Genomic DNA, 15,792 nt, shown 5'->3' on the forward strand with positions numbered 1-15,792 from the left:
GACATAAAAAAGACCAAAGCATAGGAAGCTTTGGTCTAGAATCATTATGCTTGTCTGGATTCATAACGGAAGCGTGCAATTAATAATAAGAAATAGCATAGAACGCCAAACAGGCAGGCAATAAAGAACGAGTGGGCAAGTGCAAAGCCCAGAGCTAATTCAGTATACACGATCATAATACCGGACAGCGCCTGTAATATGATAAAAATAAGACATGCGATCCAGCCCCAAAAGATCTGTTTTTGATCTTTATAGGAAGTAATAGCATGAACAGCAGCAACAATAATCCATACAAACAGCAGCAGGGCTGCTGCTCTGTGGCCCATTTGCACCCATTCATGGAATTGAGTCGGAAGCCCATTGTTTAGCGGACTGCACAGCGGCACATCAGGACACGCCAAACTGGATTCTGTATGTCTTACATATGCGCCTGTATACACAACGATATAGGAATATATTAAAATTCCTATCATGTGAAATTGCATTTTTTTGCCGATTTGAAGCGGTTTAACCAGTTTTCTCACTGATTTATCGGCTTCAAATATGAGCAATGTCAAAATGAGCACTGAAGCGAAAGATATCAATGAGATGCCAAAGTGAAGCGCCATAATCAGCGCGTTTGAACCGAATACGACAGCCAATGCGCCAAGCAATGCCTGCAGAAATAAAAAGATAATAGACATAATCGCGAGAAACGTTGTTTCACGAAAAATAGGCGTGATTTTTTTCCATGACCAAAATGCAAGGCTTAACACAAGGATAATAGAAATCCCGCTTGCAAATCTGTGGCTCCATTCAATAATTGAAGCTGGATTCAGTTCAGGGAAAAAACGGCCGTGACACAACGGCCATTGTCTGCCGCATCCTTGGCCGGAACCAGTTTTTGTAACGAGGGCACCCCCGATTAAAACAATCAGCATGACAAATGTTGTCAGAACACCGAGAGCTTTTAATGCTTTATTCATTAATATTCACCTTCTTAACATACTGCTGCAATTTTATATACGTACCAAGTGTAAGCGAATATGTGTTTTGTGGCAATTCTTAGAGCCCTTTGTTCACAAAAATATAATAGAATGGCGGCTTCCGGAAAATGTACCCTTGATTATTCATGCCGGGTCTGATAGAAATAAGGTAAACGCATTGCCGATTTGGCGATTGCCTTCAGCTTTATGTAAAATTCATAAAAAGTTCACAAATAAATTCCTGTTTGTCGTTTAATATTTAATAGGATGTTTTTTTACAAGATGTTATCTTGTATGATAGAGTTGCAGGTTTTTTATTCTCCTGCGTTAGGTTTGTAAGGGAGGTTTACGTTATGGCTAACTCCAGAATCTTAAATGATACAGCTATAGACGGACAAATTGAAGAAACAACGGCGTGGAAAGATTTTCTGTCCCTTATTAAAATAGGGATCGTCAATTCTAATCTCATCACGACTTTTACTGGAATGTGGCTTGCACTGCATATTTCCGGTTTAAGTTTTTTAGGCAATATAAACACCGTTCTTCTTACATTAATCGGGTCTTCTCTGATTATTGCGGGCTCCTGCGCGATCAATAACTGGTATGACCGGGATATTGACCATGTTATGGAGCGCACGAAAGTAAGACCTACGGTTACGGGTAAAATTCAGCCGAATCAGGCATTATGGTCTGGAATTTTACTGGTTGCTTTAGGATTGATTATGCTGCTGATGACAACTGTCATGGCTGCTGTTATCGGTTTTATCGGAGTCTTTACGTATGTTGTGTTGTACACAATGTGGACGAAACGCCGCTATACGATTAACACCGTAGTAGGAAGTGTTTCCGGCGCAGTGCCGCCGCTTATTGGGTGGACAGCAGTGGAAGGCAATATCGGTGTCGTGGCATGGGTATTATTCATGATTTTATTTATTTGGCAGATTCCTCATTTCTTAGCACTGGCTATTAAGAAAACCGAGGATTACAGGGCTGCAAATATTCCGATGCTTCCTGTCGTATACGGATTTGAAGTGACAAAAAGGCAAATTATTGTCTGGGTTGCGTGTCTGATGCCGCTTCCGTTTTTCCTTGGAAGCCTTGGTCTTCCGATTGTCATCCTCGGCTTGCTGTTGAATATCGGCTGGCTGATTCTCGGCTTGATGGGCTTCCGGTCCAAGAATATCATGAAGTGGGCAACACAGATGTTTGTTTACTCGCTTAATTACATGACAATCTATTTCGTTGCCATGGTTGTCTTGACTCTTTTCTAAAAAAATAGATACGTTGCTTGTTTTATCGCTTCAAAATAAACGATGACAACTAGTAAATGCCGCCTTGACCTCTTGTTTAATCAGGCGGCTTTACTTTTATACATAGATGGCATTTTGAGTAAAAACACTCATAATTTAAGAGAAGAGGAAATGTAAGTGCTTTATTGGTGGCAGGCTGGATTGCGGTGAATGTCGATCTGCTCTCCGCCTTTGTATTGAAGAGAAAAGGGGTTGGGTGAAATGGTAAAGCATTGGCGTCTTATTTCATTATTAGCCTTAGTGCCGCTTCTATTAAGCGGATGTGGAAAACCTTTTTTATCCACGCTCAAGCCTGCTGGCGAGGTGGCTGATAAACAGTATGACCTGACAGTGCTCAGTACATTGATTATGGTGGTTGTTGTTGCAGTAGTATCTGTTATCTTCTTTTATGTGATTGTGAGATTCAGAAGGTCACGGGTCGGTGAGAATACAATACCGAAACAGGTAGAGGGGAATAAAATCTTAGAAATCACATGGACCGTGATCCCTATTTTGCTGCTTATTATTCTTGTGATCCCTGTCGTATTATATACGCTTGAGCTTGCGGATACATCACCGATGGATAAGAAAGGCCGAAAAGCCGAGGATGCTCTCGTAGTCAATGTCCGGGCAAATTTATACTGGTGGGAGTTTGAATACCCTGATTACGGCATTATTACAAGCCAGGAGCTGATTGTGCCGACTGACCAGCGTGTATATTTTAATTTAAAAGCCTCAGATGTCAAACATTCCTTCTGGATTCCTTCAGTTGGAGGAAAGCTTGATACGAATACGGATAATGAAAATAAGTTTTTCCTGACATTTGATTCAAAACGAAGCAAAGAGGCAGGAGATATGTTTTTTGGGAAGTGTGCAGAGCTTTGCGGTCCTTCACACGCGCTGATGGACTTTAAGGTAAAGACGATGTCTGCAAAAGAATTTAAGGGCTGGACAAAAGAAATGAAAAACTATAAGTCTACAGCTGAGAGCGATCTGGCTAAGCAGGGCGAAGAACTGTTTAAAGAGAAGAACTGCCTGAGCTGCCATGCGGTAGAGCCGAATGATAAGCGTGCAGAAGCAGCGAGAACCGCTCCTAACCTGGCGACCTTCGGTGAAAGGGCAAAGGTAGCAGGGGTGAAAGAGTCCAACGAAGAAAATGTGAAGGCTTGGCTGAAGGATCCTGAGAGCATAAAGCCTGGGAACAAAATGACAGGAACATATCCGAAGCTCTCAGACAGTGAATCAGATGCGCTTTATGAATACTTAAAAGGGTTAAAATCGGAAAGCAAGTAGGGAAGAAAGGGAGATATTGGGGGAGGTCACATATGTTGAATGCGCTTACAGAAAAGCGGACGCGCGGATCTATGCTTTGGGATTATTTGACGACGGTGGACCATAAAAAAATTGCAATTCTTTACTTAGTGGCAGGGGGACTCTTCTTTGTTGTCGGGGGTATAGAGGCGATGTTTATCAGAATCCAGCTGGCAAAGCCGGAAAATGATTTTCTCAGCGCCCAAATGTACAATGAAGTGATGACGATGCATGGAACGACAATGATCTTTCTGGCTGCGATGCCGCTCTTATTTGCCTTAATGAATGCGGTCGTGCCTTTGCAGATCGGGGCTCGGGATGTTTCGTTTCCATTCCTAAATGCGCTAGGTTTTTGGCTCTTCTTTTTCGGAGGCATTTTCTTAAATCTAAGCTGGTTTTTGGGCGGAGCGCCAGACGCGGGCTGGACGTCATATGCCTCACTTTCGCTTCATTCAGCAGGGCACGGCATCGACTTTTTCGTCCTCGGACTGCAAATATCGGGGCTCGGGACGCTGATAGCCGGGATTAACTTTTTGGCCACGATTATCAATATGAGGGCCCCGGGGATGACGTACATGAGACTGCCTTTGTTTACATGGACGACATTTGTGGCCTCGGCATTGATTTTGTTTGCATTTCCGCCGCTTACCGTCGGATTGGCTCTGATGATGCTTGATCGGCTGTTCGGCACCAATTTCTTTAATCCGGAGCTTGGCGGGAATACGGTCATTTGGGAGCATTTGTTTTGGATCTTTGGCCATCCGGAAGTGTATATCTTAATTTTGCCTGCATTCGGTATTTTTTCAGAGGTCATTCCTGTGTTCGCCAGAAAGCGTTTGTTTGGGTATTCTTCAATGGTTTTTGCCATCGTGCTCATTGGCTTTTTGGGCTTTATGGTTTGGGTGCACCACATGTTTACGACAGGTCTCGGGCCGATTGCAAATGCGATTTTTGCAGTTGCGACAATGGCTATCGCGATTCCGACCGGGATTAAAATTTTTAACTGGCTTTTGACGATCTGGGGAGGAAATGTAAAGTATACAACTGCTATGCTGTATGCCGTCTCATTTATTCCGTCCTTCGTGCTCGGCGGTGTAACAGGGGTCATGCTGGCAGCGGCAGCTGCTGATTATCAGTTCCATGATACGTATTTTGTAGTGGCACACTTCCACTACGTCATTATTGGCGGTGTGGTATTCGGCCTTCTAGCAGGTGTTCATTTCTGGTGGCCGAAAATGTTCGGTAAGATTCTGCATGAAACGATGGGGAAAATTTCATTTGTATTGTTTTTTATCGGCTTTCATCTCACGTTTTTCATTCAGCATTTTGTCGGTTTGATGGGGATGCCGCGCCGGGTTTATACGTTTTTGCCAGGCCAGGGTCTTGAAACCGGCAACTTGATCAGTACGATCGGGGCGTTCTTTATGGCGGCAGCTGTTATTCTTCTTTTGATCAATGTCATTTTGACATCTGTAAAAGGTGAATATGTCGGAGCCGATCCATGGCAGGACGGACGTACGCTTGAATGGACCGTTTCTTCACCGCCGCCGGAATATAACTTTAAACAGCTTCCTTTTGTCAGAGGGCTTGATCCGTTTTGGATCGAGAAGCAAGCGGGCCACAAATCAATGACGCCGGCAGAACCGGTTGATGATATTCATATGCCGAATGGCTCAATCCTGCCGTTCATCATTTCGTTCGGTCTCTTTGTCGCAGCGTTCGGGCTGCTGTACAGAGCCGATCACGCGTGGGGCCTGCCAGTGATCTTTATCGGACTCGGCATCACATTTATTACGATGCTGCTTCGCTCAGTAATTGATGACCACGGCTATCACATTCATAAAGAGGAACTGCCGAACGATGATAAAGGGGTGAAGGCATAATGCAAATTGAAGAAAAATTCACCGCAGAAACCTTTCCAGCTTCTCCCGAAAAAGTAACACTGGAGGGGAAAAATAAATTTTTAGGCTTTTGGCTTTTTCTTGGGGGAGAGACTGTTCTGTTCGCGTCTCTCTTTGCCACGTTTCTCGCACTCCGGAATTCAAACGCCGGTGATCCGCCTACAACGGAAATGTTCGATGTAACTCTTGTATTTATCGCCACAATGCTGCTATTAACGAGCAGTTTAACGAGTGTGTACGCAATGTACCACATGAAGAACTTTTCCTTCGGCAAAATGCAGCTTTGGCTGGGAATTACGATCTTATTGGGGGCGGGCTTTTTAGGACTGGAAATCTATGAGTTTAAGCATTACACCCATGAGTTTGGCTTTACCATTACAAGCTCTGCGCTCGGTTCCGCCTTTTACACGCTTGTCGGTACACACGGCGCCCACGTAGCATTTGGGCTTATGTGGATCAGTACGCTGATGATCCGCAATGCCAAGAGGGGGCTGAACCTGTATACGGCGCCTAAGTTTTATGTTGCCAGCCTTTATTGGCACTTTATTGATGTCGTGTGGGTCTTCATCTTTACCGTTGTATATTTAATGGGGATGGTGGGATAAACATGGTCGGTAAAAAAAGCAGGGGGCAAATTAACAGCGACCTTGAATTTAAGAAAAAGAAGCACGCTCAAGAGATGAAATATCAGGTTTTGTCTTTTGGTTTAATGATCGGTCTTACGATCGTTGCATTTCTGACTGTGGCAACGGACGGTGTCGGCAGCTGGTTTACGATTCCTTTCATTATTCTGCTTGCTGCCATTCAAGTCATCTTCCAGCTGTATTATTTCATGCATATGAATCAAAAAGGGCATGAGGCGCCGGCATTGTTTCTGTATTCAGGGGTGTTTGTCGCGTTTATCACTGTGTTAGCGTTTGTCACAATTATATGGTGGTAATTTGAACAGCCGCCGGAGGTGAAGTAATGAATCAATTAGAGGTATTTGGGTTTCGCGCGATGTGGAGCCCTTATCTTTTTTGTATCCTTTTAGGCATTACGGTGCTTTATCTTTATTTTTACAGGCGAATGTCTTCAAAGCCAAATCGAATAACTGGTAAAGAGATGGTGTGCTTTCTGTCGGCGATGCTGTTTTTATATGCAGCCGAGGGAAGCCCGGTTGATTTGCTCGGGCATATTATGTTCAGCGCGCACATGGTGCAGATGGCTGTCCTTTATTTGGTCGTCCCGCCGCTATTAATCGCAGGCATTCCTGCATGGCTTTGGGAGAAAGTCATTTTCAGGCCTGCCATTAAACCGATTTTTTCATTACTCACGACGCCTTTAATTGCTTTGCTTTTATTTAACGGCATTTTTTCCTTCTATCATGTTCCGCTTATATTTGATACTGTCAAAACGGATTCGCTTTACCACACATTAATGACTTGGCTCATCTTTGTGCTTTCGTTTTTGATGTGGTGGCCGCTGGTTCATAAGGTGGAGCGTCTCCGGCAGCTCAGCGGCTTGATGAAGCTGGGATATATTATGGCGGACGGTATGCTGCTCACGCCCGCTTGCGCGCTGATTATGTTCAGCGGCGCGCCATTATACGCCACCTATACTGATCCGTCTGCGTGGGCTGAGGCAATGAAGCTTTGTGTGCCCGCGGATATGATGGGGCAGGTCCCATTAACAGGACCGGAAATATTTAATACACTGCCTTTGTTAGAGGATCAGCAGCTCGGAGCAGTCATGATGAAAATCATTCAGGAAATTGTGTACGGGACTTTTTTGGCGATTGTTTTTTTTCAATGGGTGAAGAAAGAAAGAGAAAAGGACGGGCAGGAGGAACCGCCTTATATTCAGCAGACGATATCATAAAAGGTACAGCAGAATATGCTGTACCTTTTCATTACATTTGAACTGTTTTTAACATGTCGGATATGTCCTGAATCAGTGCCTTGCTTTTTGTCACAACTTGTACGGGAAAGTCTTCTGTTTCTCCATATTCTACACCGTGGGGGTAGTAATGCTTGCCTAAAAGAGGGGACGTTAATTGAATCACGGCGCGGCCGCTTCCAACATCGCCCTCTGTCGCAATGCCTTGAATCCGAAGATAAAACGTACCCTCAATCGTCGAAAACTTCCTGTCATAGGTGACTCTTTCGTAATCCCATTGCCCCGCTCTGATGAGACCTTTGCTTTCCATCAAGTCATCCAGCCAGCTGAGCTCAGCCTTTACCCCTTCAAGTCCGCTTTCAGTAAACTTCAACACTGACCCCTCCTTATAAAAATTACCTTTCCTGACAATCATAGTATGAAAGCGTTAAACTTTCAATGAATCTTCTTCTTTTGAAAGTATGCAAAAAATAAATTTTGACGACAATAGCACTAGACAAAAGGAGGTTATACGGATGACAAAAATAAAAGATCTGATGACGGCCGACTTGCAATATTGTACGGTATTAGATAATGTATATGAAGCTGCAGTAAAGATGAAGGATGCGAATGTAGGTGCGATTCCGGTAGTTGATGAGGACGGAGAAACACTGGTCGGCATCGTAACCGACCGTGATCTCGTGTTAAGAGGAATTGCGATCAAAAAACCGAATTCGCAAAAAATCACTGACGCGATGACTGAAAAACCTGTTAGTGTGGAGGAAGATGCTTCAGTCGATGAGGTTCTTCATTTGATGGCATCACATCAGCTCAGGAGAATACCTGTTACAAAAAACAAAAAGCTGACTGGAATGGTCACACTTGGCGATCTAGCATTATCTGAGCAAACGAATGAACGTGCCGGCAATGCCTTATCGGATATTTCCGAGGGTGATAACAGAGAAGAAGGCTTTTTTCATTAACACATAAATCTTTGACATGTTAAATAGGCTGTATTGTAATGAGATGTAAAGCAAGACATGGATTCGCACGGGGGTGATAGATTGAAAAATATATTGAGAGCAATGGTTATCCTCTTGATTATCTGCGGAACTTATGTTCTGTTTATTCAATATGGATCTGTTCCTGAAAAGAAATCAAATGACAGCGAGCCTCAAGTATCGAACGAGGAAGCGCAAAGCGGCAAACGAATACATATGCCGACTTCAGGATTATTGTCCTTTATGGGCAAGTCCGCCGATGATGTAACGAAAAAGCTGGGGGAACCTGAACGCATTGACCCTTCAGCTTATGATTACGATTGGTGGGTATACAATCAAGGAAAAGACCAATATATCCAAATCGGGGTATTAAACAATAAAGTGGTTACATTATTTGCGGCAGGAAATGATATTAATGCCAAGCCTTTCAAAATTGGAGAATCAACCGGAGACGTATTCAAGACGACCCAGGTAGCACCGTTTGTGAATGTAGAGTATAAAGGAAATTCCTATCGGTTTGAGTTTTCTGAAGAGGATATCAACACCCGGCCGACTGTAAAGGTTGGAAAGATGTATGTCCAGCTGTATATGGACAAATTTGAGGGGAAGCTGTCCAGCATCAGGGCGTTTGATGCGCAAACCTTTGTAAAGCAAAGACCTTATGAGGTTGTGTACCGCGGTGAATTAATTAAACCGAAAGCCGTTTCAGATGATAAGTGGAAAAAGATCCAAACGACGAGCGAAAAGCAAATACTTGATTTGACGAATGTCATACGTGTTAAACATGGGCTTGCGAAGCTTGAGTGGGATCAGCCGACGGCGGAAGTGGCCTTCGGACATAGTGAGGATATGAAAGAAAATAATTATTTCTCCCATGTCTCCAAAAAATACGGCACGCTGAAAGACCGCTTAGAAAAAGGGCATGTTGACTTTCAGCAAGCGGGAGAAAATATCGCATACAATTATGTAGACGGTCCGGCCGCTGTAGAAGGCTGGCTGAATAGTGAAGGGCATCGAAAAGCGCTTCTGAATTCAGATTATACGCATCTTGGAGTCGGAGTAGACCGAAAATATTACACCCAAAATTTTATTAAACGATGGTAATGAAAAGCCTCGGACGAATGGTTCCGCGGCTTTTTTATTTCCTGAAAGGCTGGACGGCTTGAGGGCACGGAAGCCTTCAATAACGGCTTTTTAGGAGAGGATATGGGTTAAAGCAGAAAATTCAATCCTGAATGAATATAGGCGAACACAATGCTTCACAAAACGATACATTGTAGTAGGTATCGATTTTCGGAGGGGGTGAGGATTGTGGCGAATCAACATGCCAATCATTCTATCAATGACTTTAAACAATTCGTCAAAAAGCATCCCAAGCTGATAAAAGAAGTGCGTAAAGAACAAAGAAGCTGGCAGGACGTATATGAAAATTGGGTCCTCTTCGGGGAGAGCGACCCGATTTGGGATCCATATCGGGAACCGGAAGAAGCTGCGGAAGCTGTGCCTGAAACAACACAAAAAAATGATTTTGTCTCTAAAATGGTGACAGCGGTGAAAAAGATGGATGTCAATCAAATGAACGAACAAATCAATAAAATGAGCCAGTCCATCTCGTCGTTGCAAAGTCTTCTTCATACATTTTCCGGAAGCAGCCAGAAGCAATCTCAGCCAGGGTCTGGACAGCATCCTTTTTCTTTTCGAAAGGATTAAAAAAGGGGAGCTTATATGCGCAAAGAGGTTCAGGAATTTATTTTAGCAAACGAAGAACGGAAACGGTTCATTAGAGAACAGCCGATATGGTACCGCAGGCTTTCGAGAAAACCGGATGATCTGTCCTCCTTTCAGCTTGAGATGATGAACTTTTATGAAAAAACCATACCGCACCGGGTGAACCAATTTACAAACGGAATTCAAATGGCGCAAATGATGATGCAAATGTTTCAAGCGATGCGGACAAAAGATTAAAAGGCCCTGAATGAGGGCCTTTTTTCGTGAGATTGTTTACGGGCTGCGGTTAAGCATTTTCCAATTGGCTGGTTTCATGGTAAACTAACAACTGGAGGTGCGTGTTATGTATGCGACGATGGAATCCGTGCGGCTTCAAAGTGAAGCTCAGCAGCTTGCCGAGATGATTCTTCAGTCGGAGACGGCTGAGAACTACCGCAATTGTTACAAGCGTCTCCAGGAAGATGAAGAGGCAGGGCGGATTATTCGTTCTTTTATCAAAATAAAAGAGCAGTATGAGGATGTACAGCGTTTTGGCAAATATCATCCTGACTATAGAGAAATATCCCGGAAAATGAGGGAGATCAAGCGGGAGCTGGATCTGAACGATAAGGTGGCTGACTTCAAGAGAGCTGAAAATGAGCTCCAGTCTATTCTTGATGAGGTTAGCGTCGAGATCGGGACAGCTGTTTCAGAGCATGTGAAAGTTCCGACTGGGAACCCATATTTTGACGGTTTGTCTTCATGCGGAGGCGGCTGCGGTTCAGGCGGAAGCTGCGGATGCAAAGTATCCTGACGAGACTGGCCGTCTCGTCTTTTACATATAAGAGAAATCAGGCAGGTGATTGTATTGGAGAATAGGCGCCAGGGCATGATTGTGTATCTGCATTCCTTAAAGCACAGCAAAATGCTGAGGAAGTTCGGAAATGTACACTATGTATCAAAACGCTTAAAGTATGTCGTGCTGTATTGCGATATGGACCAAATTGAAAAAACAATGGACAAGGTCGCATCTTATTCGTTCGTGAAAAAAGTGGAGCCTTCTTATAAACCGTTTTTAAAATTGGAATTCGAGTCAAAGCTTGATAAAGCAAAAGAATACGATTATAAAATTGGAATATAGCTGTATAAAAAAATCCCCGCAGGCTTCTGCGGGGTCCTTCTATTCCTTAACATGTTAAGGAGAAGGCAAAGGGAGAGGAGAAACCGGAGGAAGAACTTATGGGGAAACGTAAGTCTTCTCCGCGGTTGGCAACAACATCCTCTAGATGCTGTTGCTTTTAGTATGGACAAGGATCAGTCTGCCTATACACCGGTTTATGAAGATTGGCGTTCATTGTTTGAAAGAATGCTTTATGTTAAGATAGGATTGATTTTTTTCTATGTACATAGCGGCGTACGGCCGAACCTAGAAACAAAAAAAGCTTTTAGAAAAAGTGGTGTGGAACATGAGAGTAATTTCTGGATCAAAAAAAGGCCGTTCACTAAAGGCTGTGCCGGGAACATCAACAAGACCGACAACCGATAAAGTGAAGGAATCCATTTTCAATATGATCGGCCCTTATTTTGACGGAGGCAGGGGACTAGACTTATTCGCGGGGAGCGGAGGACTAGGAATCGAAGCGCTTTCACGCGGGTTTGAGCATTGCATATTTGTTGACCGTGATTTTAAAGCGATTCAAACGGTAAAATCCAATTTAAAAACACTTGAGCTTACAAAACAAGCACAGGTGTACCGCAATGATGCAGAACGGGCCCTGCACGCTGCCGCCAAAAGAGAAACTGGCTTTCACGGCATATTTCTTGATCCGCCGTATAAGGAACAGAAGCTAAAAGCGCTCTTAACGATGATTGACGAATATCAAATGCTGGAAGAAGACGGCTTTATCGTTGCTGAGCATGACAAAGACGTTGCGCTTCCCGAAACTGTAGGAGATCTTGTGATGACAAGAAAAGAAACCTATGGGCTTACAGGGGTGGCGATTTATAAAAAGAGGGGGTAGTGTTGTGGCGAGTATAGCTGTCTGTCCCGGCAGTTTTGATCCGGTGACCTATGGGCATCTGGACATCATCAGACGCGGGGCGCATATTTTTGAACAAGTGTATGTATGTGTGCTTAATAATTCTTCAAAAAAGCCTTTGTTCAGTGTTGAAGAGCGTTGTGAGCTTTTGAGAGAAGTAACAAAAGACATTCCGAATATAACAGTTGAAACGTCGCAAGGGCTGTTAATTGATTATGCAAAAAAGAAAAATGCGAAAGCGATTTTAAGAGGCCTGAGAGCGGTATCAGATTTTGAATACGAGATGCAGGGGACATCCGTAAACCGTGTGCTTGATGAATCCATTGAGACGTTTTTTATGATGACAAATAACCAATATTCGTTTTTAAGTTCAAGCATCGTAAAAGAAGTGGCGAGATACAATGGCTCGGTATCAGAGTTTGTTCCGCCTGAAGTAGAGCTGGCGCTTCAGCAAAAATTCAGACAAGGATGAGGGTTTTGACTCATCCTTTTTTTGTTCCGTTTGTCAGTCTGTAAGAAAAAATGATAATGTACGTAAACAGCGCGCACAATGTGACAGCAGGTCCAACCTGTACAAGCAGATTCCAGCCATTTATAAGCGCTGTTGGCATTTCGCCGCTATTAAGAGATTTGAATACATATTGATACGGATCATGCCATGCCATGTATAGAGGTTTCCATAAAAGCATGACGAAAACAGCAGCATAAACGCCCTGCAGTAAACGTGCAATAAAAAATGGTTTAAATCTGATATCGGTTTCTGATAAAATACCTGCCACCTGGGCTTGAACGGAAAAGCCGCTAAACCCGAGAATAAAGCTGACGATAATGGCTTTTTGAAGTAGAGAAACATCCGTCTCGCTGACAAGCTTGCTTCCTAACGTGATTTCAAACATCCCTGACAAAAGAGGAATGTCCAATTGAGCCGGAAGCTGAAACAAGGCCAGCGCGCCTTTTGTGAAAACAGACAGAACATCTGTCAGCTGAACGACGGACAACAGCCGGTTAAAGACAGAAAATAAAATAATAAAGCCGCCTACCATAAGAAGCGTTTGAACAGAAGATGTCACAGCGTCGCCTAATATTTTGCCCAGTGGTCGTTTCTCTGCAAGCCTGGCCGCGTGGAGGGCGTGTAAAGCATCTTTGATCGAAGGAAAAGGGATCGTTTTTTTCCTTCTGAGATGCTGCTCTTCCTTACGGCCGTAGGAACGCATCGTTAAACCGACAGCCAGGTTCCCCAAATAATGCGCAGAAGCCAATAAAATGCCTAATGATGCATTTTGAAAGAAACCGACGGCGACCGCGCCAAAAATAAAGAGCGGGTTAGAAGAATTGGTAAACGACGCAAGCCTTTCTGCCTCAACTCTTGAAATCTGTTTTTCCTGCCGCAGACGGGCAGTGAGTTTTGCCCCCGCCGGGTTTCCTGATGCCATTCCCATAGCAAGCACGAAGCCGCCGACACCCGGCACACGAAAGATCGGCCGCATAAAAGGCTCTAGCAAAACACCGACAAACCGCACGATGCCAAATCCGATTAAGAGTTCAGACAGAATAAAAAATGGCAGCAACGACGGAAACACAACCTCCCACCACATAGAAAGCCCGGTTTTAGAGGCTTCGAATGAGGCCTGCGGATGTGAGATGACAGTCGCTGTTAAGAAAAGAAAAAACGAAGCAATCAAAAGTGTATTAATCTTCGACAAGTTCATTCTTACCTCCCCGATGCTAAAAATGCCCAATGACATATATATCATGATAAAATAATGTATGACACGAAACGGCCAAGCAGTACCTGTCCTCTTGATTCTTTGTACTAATATACGAGCATAGGGGTTCAGTTTAGACCATAGAATTCGGTATACAGGGAATTCAGGCAGGAGGTTAACGCGTTGGCCAAACCGAAAATCGGGTTAGCGTTAGGATCGGGAGGGGCCAGGGGGCTCGCTCATCTCGGTGTGCTTTCCAGTTTACATAAGCACCAAATTGAAGTGGATATGATTGCGGGAAGCAGCATGGGCGCTTTGGTGGGCAGTTTTTATGCCGCCGGCCATGACGTGGCAACGATGAAAAAAGTCGCCAAGGCCTTTAAACGGCGGCTTTATGCTGATTATACGGTGCCGCGGCTCGGCTTTTTAAAAGGTGACCGCGTCAGGCAGCTTGTGCATGCGTATACATTCGGAAAACCGATCGAAGAGCTTCAAATCCCGCTGGGCATTGTTGCGTGTGATTTACAGACCGGAGAAAAAATTGTGTTCCGCAAAGGATCAGTGTCAGATGCGGTGCGGGCCAGCATCAGCATACCGGGTATTTTTATTCCCCAGAAGCTGGATGGGCGGCTTCTTGTAGACGGTGCGGTTGTCGACCGAATTCCGGTTTCAGTAGTAAAGGACATGGGGGCTGATATTATCATCGCTTCAGATGTCTCCAGGGTTAGAAAAACCGAAACGGCGGCGCATATTTTTGATGTGATTATGCAAAGTATGGATATACTGCAAAATGAACTTGTACGACATCAAACGATTGCCGCTGATATCATGATTCGCCCTTCTCTTGAAACATACAGCTCCAGCTCGTTTGCCAATATTGATGAAATGATATCGGCAGGCGAGGAGGCGACAAACCGAATGATCAGCCAGATAAAAAAAGAAATAGAGAATTGGGAGGGCTCATAATTTGCTACGTAAAAAACATTTTAGCTGGATGCTTGTCATCCTCATTCTGATTGCCGTTTTATCATTTATAAAACTTCCATACTATATTACAAAACCGGGAGAAGCGACGGAGCTTGCTTCACTCATAAAGGTGGAGGGAGGCTATCCGGAAAAAGGGAGTTTGTCCTTAATGACTGTCAAAGTGGGACCGGCTAATCCATTTACATATGTGTGGGCAAAGATGCACCCTTATTATGAAATTGTTCCTGATGAAAGCATCAAGGAAGAAGGCGAATCAGATGAGGAGTATATGAAAAGGCAGCTCCAAATGATGAAAAGCTCGCAAGAAAACGCCGTTATAGCGGCCTATCAAAAGGCAGGGAAAAAAGTCACCTATTCCTTTAACGGCATTTACGCAAGCTCAGTTGTAGAAAACATGCCTGCAAAAGGGAAAATAGAAGTCGGTGATAAAATCATCAGCGCAGACGGCAAAAGCTATCAGTCTGCTGAAAAGCTGATTAATTATATCAGCAGCAAAAAAGCGGGAGATCAAGTTACGTTGAAAATAGAAAGAGAAGAAAAAGAAAAGAACGTCACCCTTACGTTAAAACAATTTCCTGATGAGCCGGAACGGGCAGGAATCGGTGTTTCGCTCTATACGGACAGAAACGTGAAAGTGAAGCCCGATATTGATTTTGAAATAGAAAATATCGGCGGCCCGTCAGCAGGGTTAATGATGTCACTTGAAATCTATAATCAGCTGACAAAAACAGACGAAACAAAAGGCTACGAAATTGCAGGAACAGGTACGATTGATGTTGACGGAACAGTAGGCCCGATCGGCGGCATTGATCAAAAAGTCGTCGCCGCAGACAAAGCCGGAAAAGATATTTTCTTCGCGCCAAATCAAAACGGCACCAGCAATTCTGATTATAAAAATGCAGTGAAAACAGCAAAAGACATTGATTCAGACATGAAAATTGTGCCTGTTGATACGATGCAGGATGCAATTGATTATTTGAATAAGCTGAAAGCGAAAAGCACCTGAGTAGGGACTGACCCCCGTTTTTG

General features: G+C 43.9%; 19 protein-coding genes. 16 read left to right on the top strand and 3 right to left on the bottom strand.

Going from position 1 to position 15,792, the window contains the following annotated elements; all coding sequences use genetic code 11:
- Positions 1–44 precede the first annotated feature (44 nt).
- Entirely contained in the window at positions 45–965 is a 921-nt protein-coding gene (gene ctaA, locus MOB98_RS20150; protein ID WP_268360030.1) for a heme A synthase CtaA, read from the bottom strand.
- A 353-nt stretch (positions 966–1,318) separates the two neighbouring features.
- On the opposite strand from ctaA, the gene cyoE reads away from it, so the two are divergent.
- The 6 genes from cyoE (at position 1,319) to ctaG (ending at position 7,326) form a co-directional block, all read left to right on the top strand.
- On the top strand, positions 1,319–2,236 hold the full coding sequence (cyoE, locus tag MOB98_RS20155; protein WP_003221348.1) for a heme o synthase: 918 nt from the start codon (positions 1,319–1,321) through the stop codon (positions 2,234–2,236).
- 240 nt (positions 2,237–2,476) lie between these two features.
- A complete protein-coding gene (gene coxB / locus MOB98_RS20160) occupies positions 2,477–3,547 on the top strand; it encodes a cytochrome c oxidase subunit II (RefSeq protein ID WP_268360029.1) in 1,071 nt (356 codons plus the stop codon).
- Between the two features lie 32 nt (positions 3,548–3,579).
- Positions 3,580–5,448 carry a cytochrome c oxidase subunit I gene (ctaD, locus tag MOB98_RS20165; RefSeq protein WP_268360028.1) on the top strand — a complete coding sequence of 623 codons (1,869 nt, stop codon included), beginning with the start codon at positions 3,580–3,582 and terminating at the stop codon, positions 5,446–5,448.
- The gene (gene ctaE / locus MOB98_RS20170; RefSeq protein WP_003221354.1) at positions 5,448–6,071 is read left to right on the top strand and encodes a cytochrome c oxidase subunit III; all 624 of its coding nucleotides are present in this window, start codon (positions 5,448–5,450) and stop codon (positions 6,069–6,071) included. Before ctaD ends, ctaE begins: the two co-directional genes overlap by 1 nt.
- Positions 6,072–6,073: 2 nt before the next feature.
- The gene (ctaF, locus tag MOB98_RS20175) at positions 6,074–6,406 is read left to right on the top strand and encodes a cytochrome c oxidase subunit IVB (protein ID WP_268360027.1); all 333 of its coding nucleotides are present in this window, start codon (positions 6,074–6,076) and stop codon (positions 6,404–6,406) included.
- Positions 6,407–6,432: 26 nt separating this feature from the next.
- The gene (gene ctaG / locus MOB98_RS20180; protein ID WP_268360026.1) at positions 6,433–7,326 is read left to right on the top strand and encodes a cytochrome c oxidase assembly factor CtaG; all 894 of its coding nucleotides are present in this window, start codon (positions 6,433–6,435) and stop codon (positions 7,324–7,326) included.
- A 31-nt stretch (positions 7,327–7,357) separates the two neighbouring features.
- Here the strand turns inward: ctaG and MOB98_RS20185 are convergent, their stop codons facing one another.
- Positions 7,358–7,720, bottom strand: a complete 363-nt coding sequence (locus tag MOB98_RS20185) for a YugN family protein (protein ID WP_268360025.1) — start codon at positions 7,718–7,720, stop codon at positions 7,358–7,360.
- Positions 7,721–7,859: 139 nt separating this feature from the next.
- Here MOB98_RS20185 and MOB98_RS20190 point away from each other — a divergent pair, with 139 nt between their 5' ends.
- The 8 genes from MOB98_RS20190 (at position 7,860) to coaD (ending at position 12,542) form a co-directional block, all read left to right on the top strand.
- A complete protein-coding gene (locus MOB98_RS20190; RefSeq protein ID WP_268360024.1) occupies positions 7,860–8,306 on the top strand; it encodes a CBS domain-containing protein in 447 nt (148 codons plus the stop codon).
- Positions 8,307–8,387: 81 nt separating this feature from the next.
- The gene (locus MOB98_RS20195) at positions 8,388–9,428 is read left to right on the top strand and encodes a CAP domain-containing protein (protein ID WP_268360023.1); all 1,041 of its coding nucleotides are present in this window, start codon (positions 8,388–8,390) and stop codon (positions 9,426–9,428) included.
- A 207-nt stretch (positions 9,429–9,635) separates the two neighbouring features.
- The gene (locus MOB98_RS20200) at positions 9,636–10,034 is read left to right on the top strand and encodes a YlbD family protein (RefSeq protein ID WP_268360022.1); all 399 of its coding nucleotides are present in this window, start codon (positions 9,636–9,638) and stop codon (positions 10,032–10,034) included.
- Positions 10,035–10,049: 15 nt separating this feature from the next.
- Positions 10,050–10,289, top strand: coding sequence for a YlbE-like family protein (locus tag MOB98_RS20205; protein ID WP_014113693.1), 240 nt, complete (start codon positions 10,050–10,052; stop codon positions 10,287–10,289).
- A 106-nt stretch (positions 10,290–10,395) separates the two neighbouring features.
- Positions 10,396–10,845: a regulatory iron-sulfur-containing complex subunit RicF gene (gene ricF / locus MOB98_RS20210; protein ID WP_003221370.1), complete on the top strand. Its 450-nt coding sequence runs from the start codon at positions 10,396–10,398 to the stop codon at positions 10,843–10,845.
- 54 nt (positions 10,846–10,899) lie between these two features.
- Positions 10,900–11,172 (top strand): YlbG family protein, encoded by a 273-nt coding sequence (locus MOB98_RS20215; RefSeq protein WP_268360021.1) that lies wholly within the window; start codon positions 10,900–10,902, stop codon positions 11,170–11,172.
- Positions 11,173–11,497: 325 nt separating this feature from the next.
- Positions 11,498–12,052 (top strand): 16S rRNA (guanine(966)-N(2))-methyltransferase RsmD, encoded by a 555-nt coding sequence (gene rsmD, locus MOB98_RS20220; RefSeq protein ID WP_268360020.1) that lies wholly within the window; start codon positions 11,498–11,500, stop codon positions 12,050–12,052.
- Between the two features lie 4 nt (positions 12,053–12,056).
- The gene (gene coaD / locus MOB98_RS20225; RefSeq protein WP_268360019.1) at positions 12,057–12,542 is read left to right on the top strand and encodes a pantetheine-phosphate adenylyltransferase; all 486 of its coding nucleotides are present in this window, start codon (positions 12,057–12,059) and stop codon (positions 12,540–12,542) included.
- A 10-nt stretch (positions 12,543–12,552) separates the two neighbouring features.
- Here the strand turns inward: coaD and spoVV are convergent, their stop codons facing one another.
- Entirely contained in the window at positions 12,553–13,779 is a 1,227-nt protein-coding gene (gene spoVV, locus MOB98_RS20230) for a dipicolinic acid transporter SpoVV (protein ID WP_268360018.1), read from the bottom strand.
- A gap of 180 nt (positions 13,780–13,959) precedes the next feature.
- On the opposite strand from spoVV, the gene MOB98_RS20235 reads away from it, so the two are divergent.
- Both MOB98_RS20235 and ddcP read left to right on the top strand, forming a co-directional pair.
- Positions 13,960–14,742 carry a patatin family protein gene (locus MOB98_RS20235; protein WP_268360017.1) on the top strand — a complete coding sequence of 261 codons (783 nt, stop codon included), beginning with the start codon at positions 13,960–13,962 and terminating at the stop codon, positions 14,740–14,742.
- 1 nt (position 14,743) lies between these two features.
- A complete protein-coding gene (gene ddcP, locus MOB98_RS20240; protein ID WP_268367264.1) occupies positions 14,744–15,769 on the top strand; it encodes a protease DdcP in 1,026 nt (341 codons plus the stop codon).
- The last annotated feature ends 23 nt before the right edge of the window (positions 15,770–15,792 follow it).

Origin of the sequence: Bacillus sp. N13C7 (assembly GCF_026790065.1) — a bacterium.
Taxonomy (GTDB): Bacteria; Bacillota; Bacilli; order Bacillales; family Bacillaceae; genus Bacillus.

Bases quoted from the DNA above. Each gene is read 5' to 3' on its own strand.
- ricF (WP_003221370.1), top strand. From the start codon at position 10,396: ATGTATGCGACGATGGAATCCGTGCGGCTTCAAAGTGAAGCTCAGCAG.
- ctaD (WP_268360028.1), top strand. From the start codon at position 3,580: ATGTTGAATGCGCTTACAGAAAAGCGGACGCGCGGATCTATGCTTTGG.
- rsmD (WP_268360020.1), top strand. From the start codon at position 11,498: ATGAGAGTAATTTCTGGATCAAAAAAAGGCCGTTCACTAAAGGCTGTG.
- coxB (WP_268360029.1), top strand. From the start codon at position 2,477: ATGGTAAAGCATTGGCGTCTTATTTCATTATTAGCCTTAGTGCCGCTT.
- ctaG (WP_268360026.1), top strand. From the start codon at position 6,433: ATGAATCAATTAGAGGTATTTGGGTTTCGCGCGATGTGGAGCCCTTAT.
- MOB98_RS20190 (WP_268360024.1), top strand. From the start codon at position 7,860: ATGACAAAAATAAAAGATCTGATGACGGCCGACTTGCAATATTGTACG.
- ctaF (WP_268360027.1), top strand. From the start codon at position 6,074: ATGGTCGGTAAAAAAAGCAGGGGGCAAATTAACAGCGACCTTGAATTT.
- cyoE (WP_003221348.1), top strand. From the start codon at position 1,319: ATGGCTAACTCCAGAATCTTAAATGATACAGCTATAGACGGACAAATT.
- spoVV (WP_268360018.1), bottom strand. From the start codon at position 13,779: ATGAACTTGTCGAAGATTAATACACTTTTGATTGCTTCGTTTTTTCTT.
- ctaA (WP_268360030.1), bottom strand. From the start codon at position 965: ATGAATAAAGCATTAAAAGCTCTCGGTGTTCTGACAACATTTGTCATG.
- ctaE (WP_003221354.1), top strand. From the start codon at position 5,448: ATGCAAATTGAAGAAAAATTCACCGCAGAAACCTTTCCAGCTTCTCCC.
- MOB98_RS20205 (WP_014113693.1), top strand. From the start codon at position 10,050: ATGCGCAAAGAGGTTCAGGAATTTATTTTAGCAAACGAAGAACGGAAA.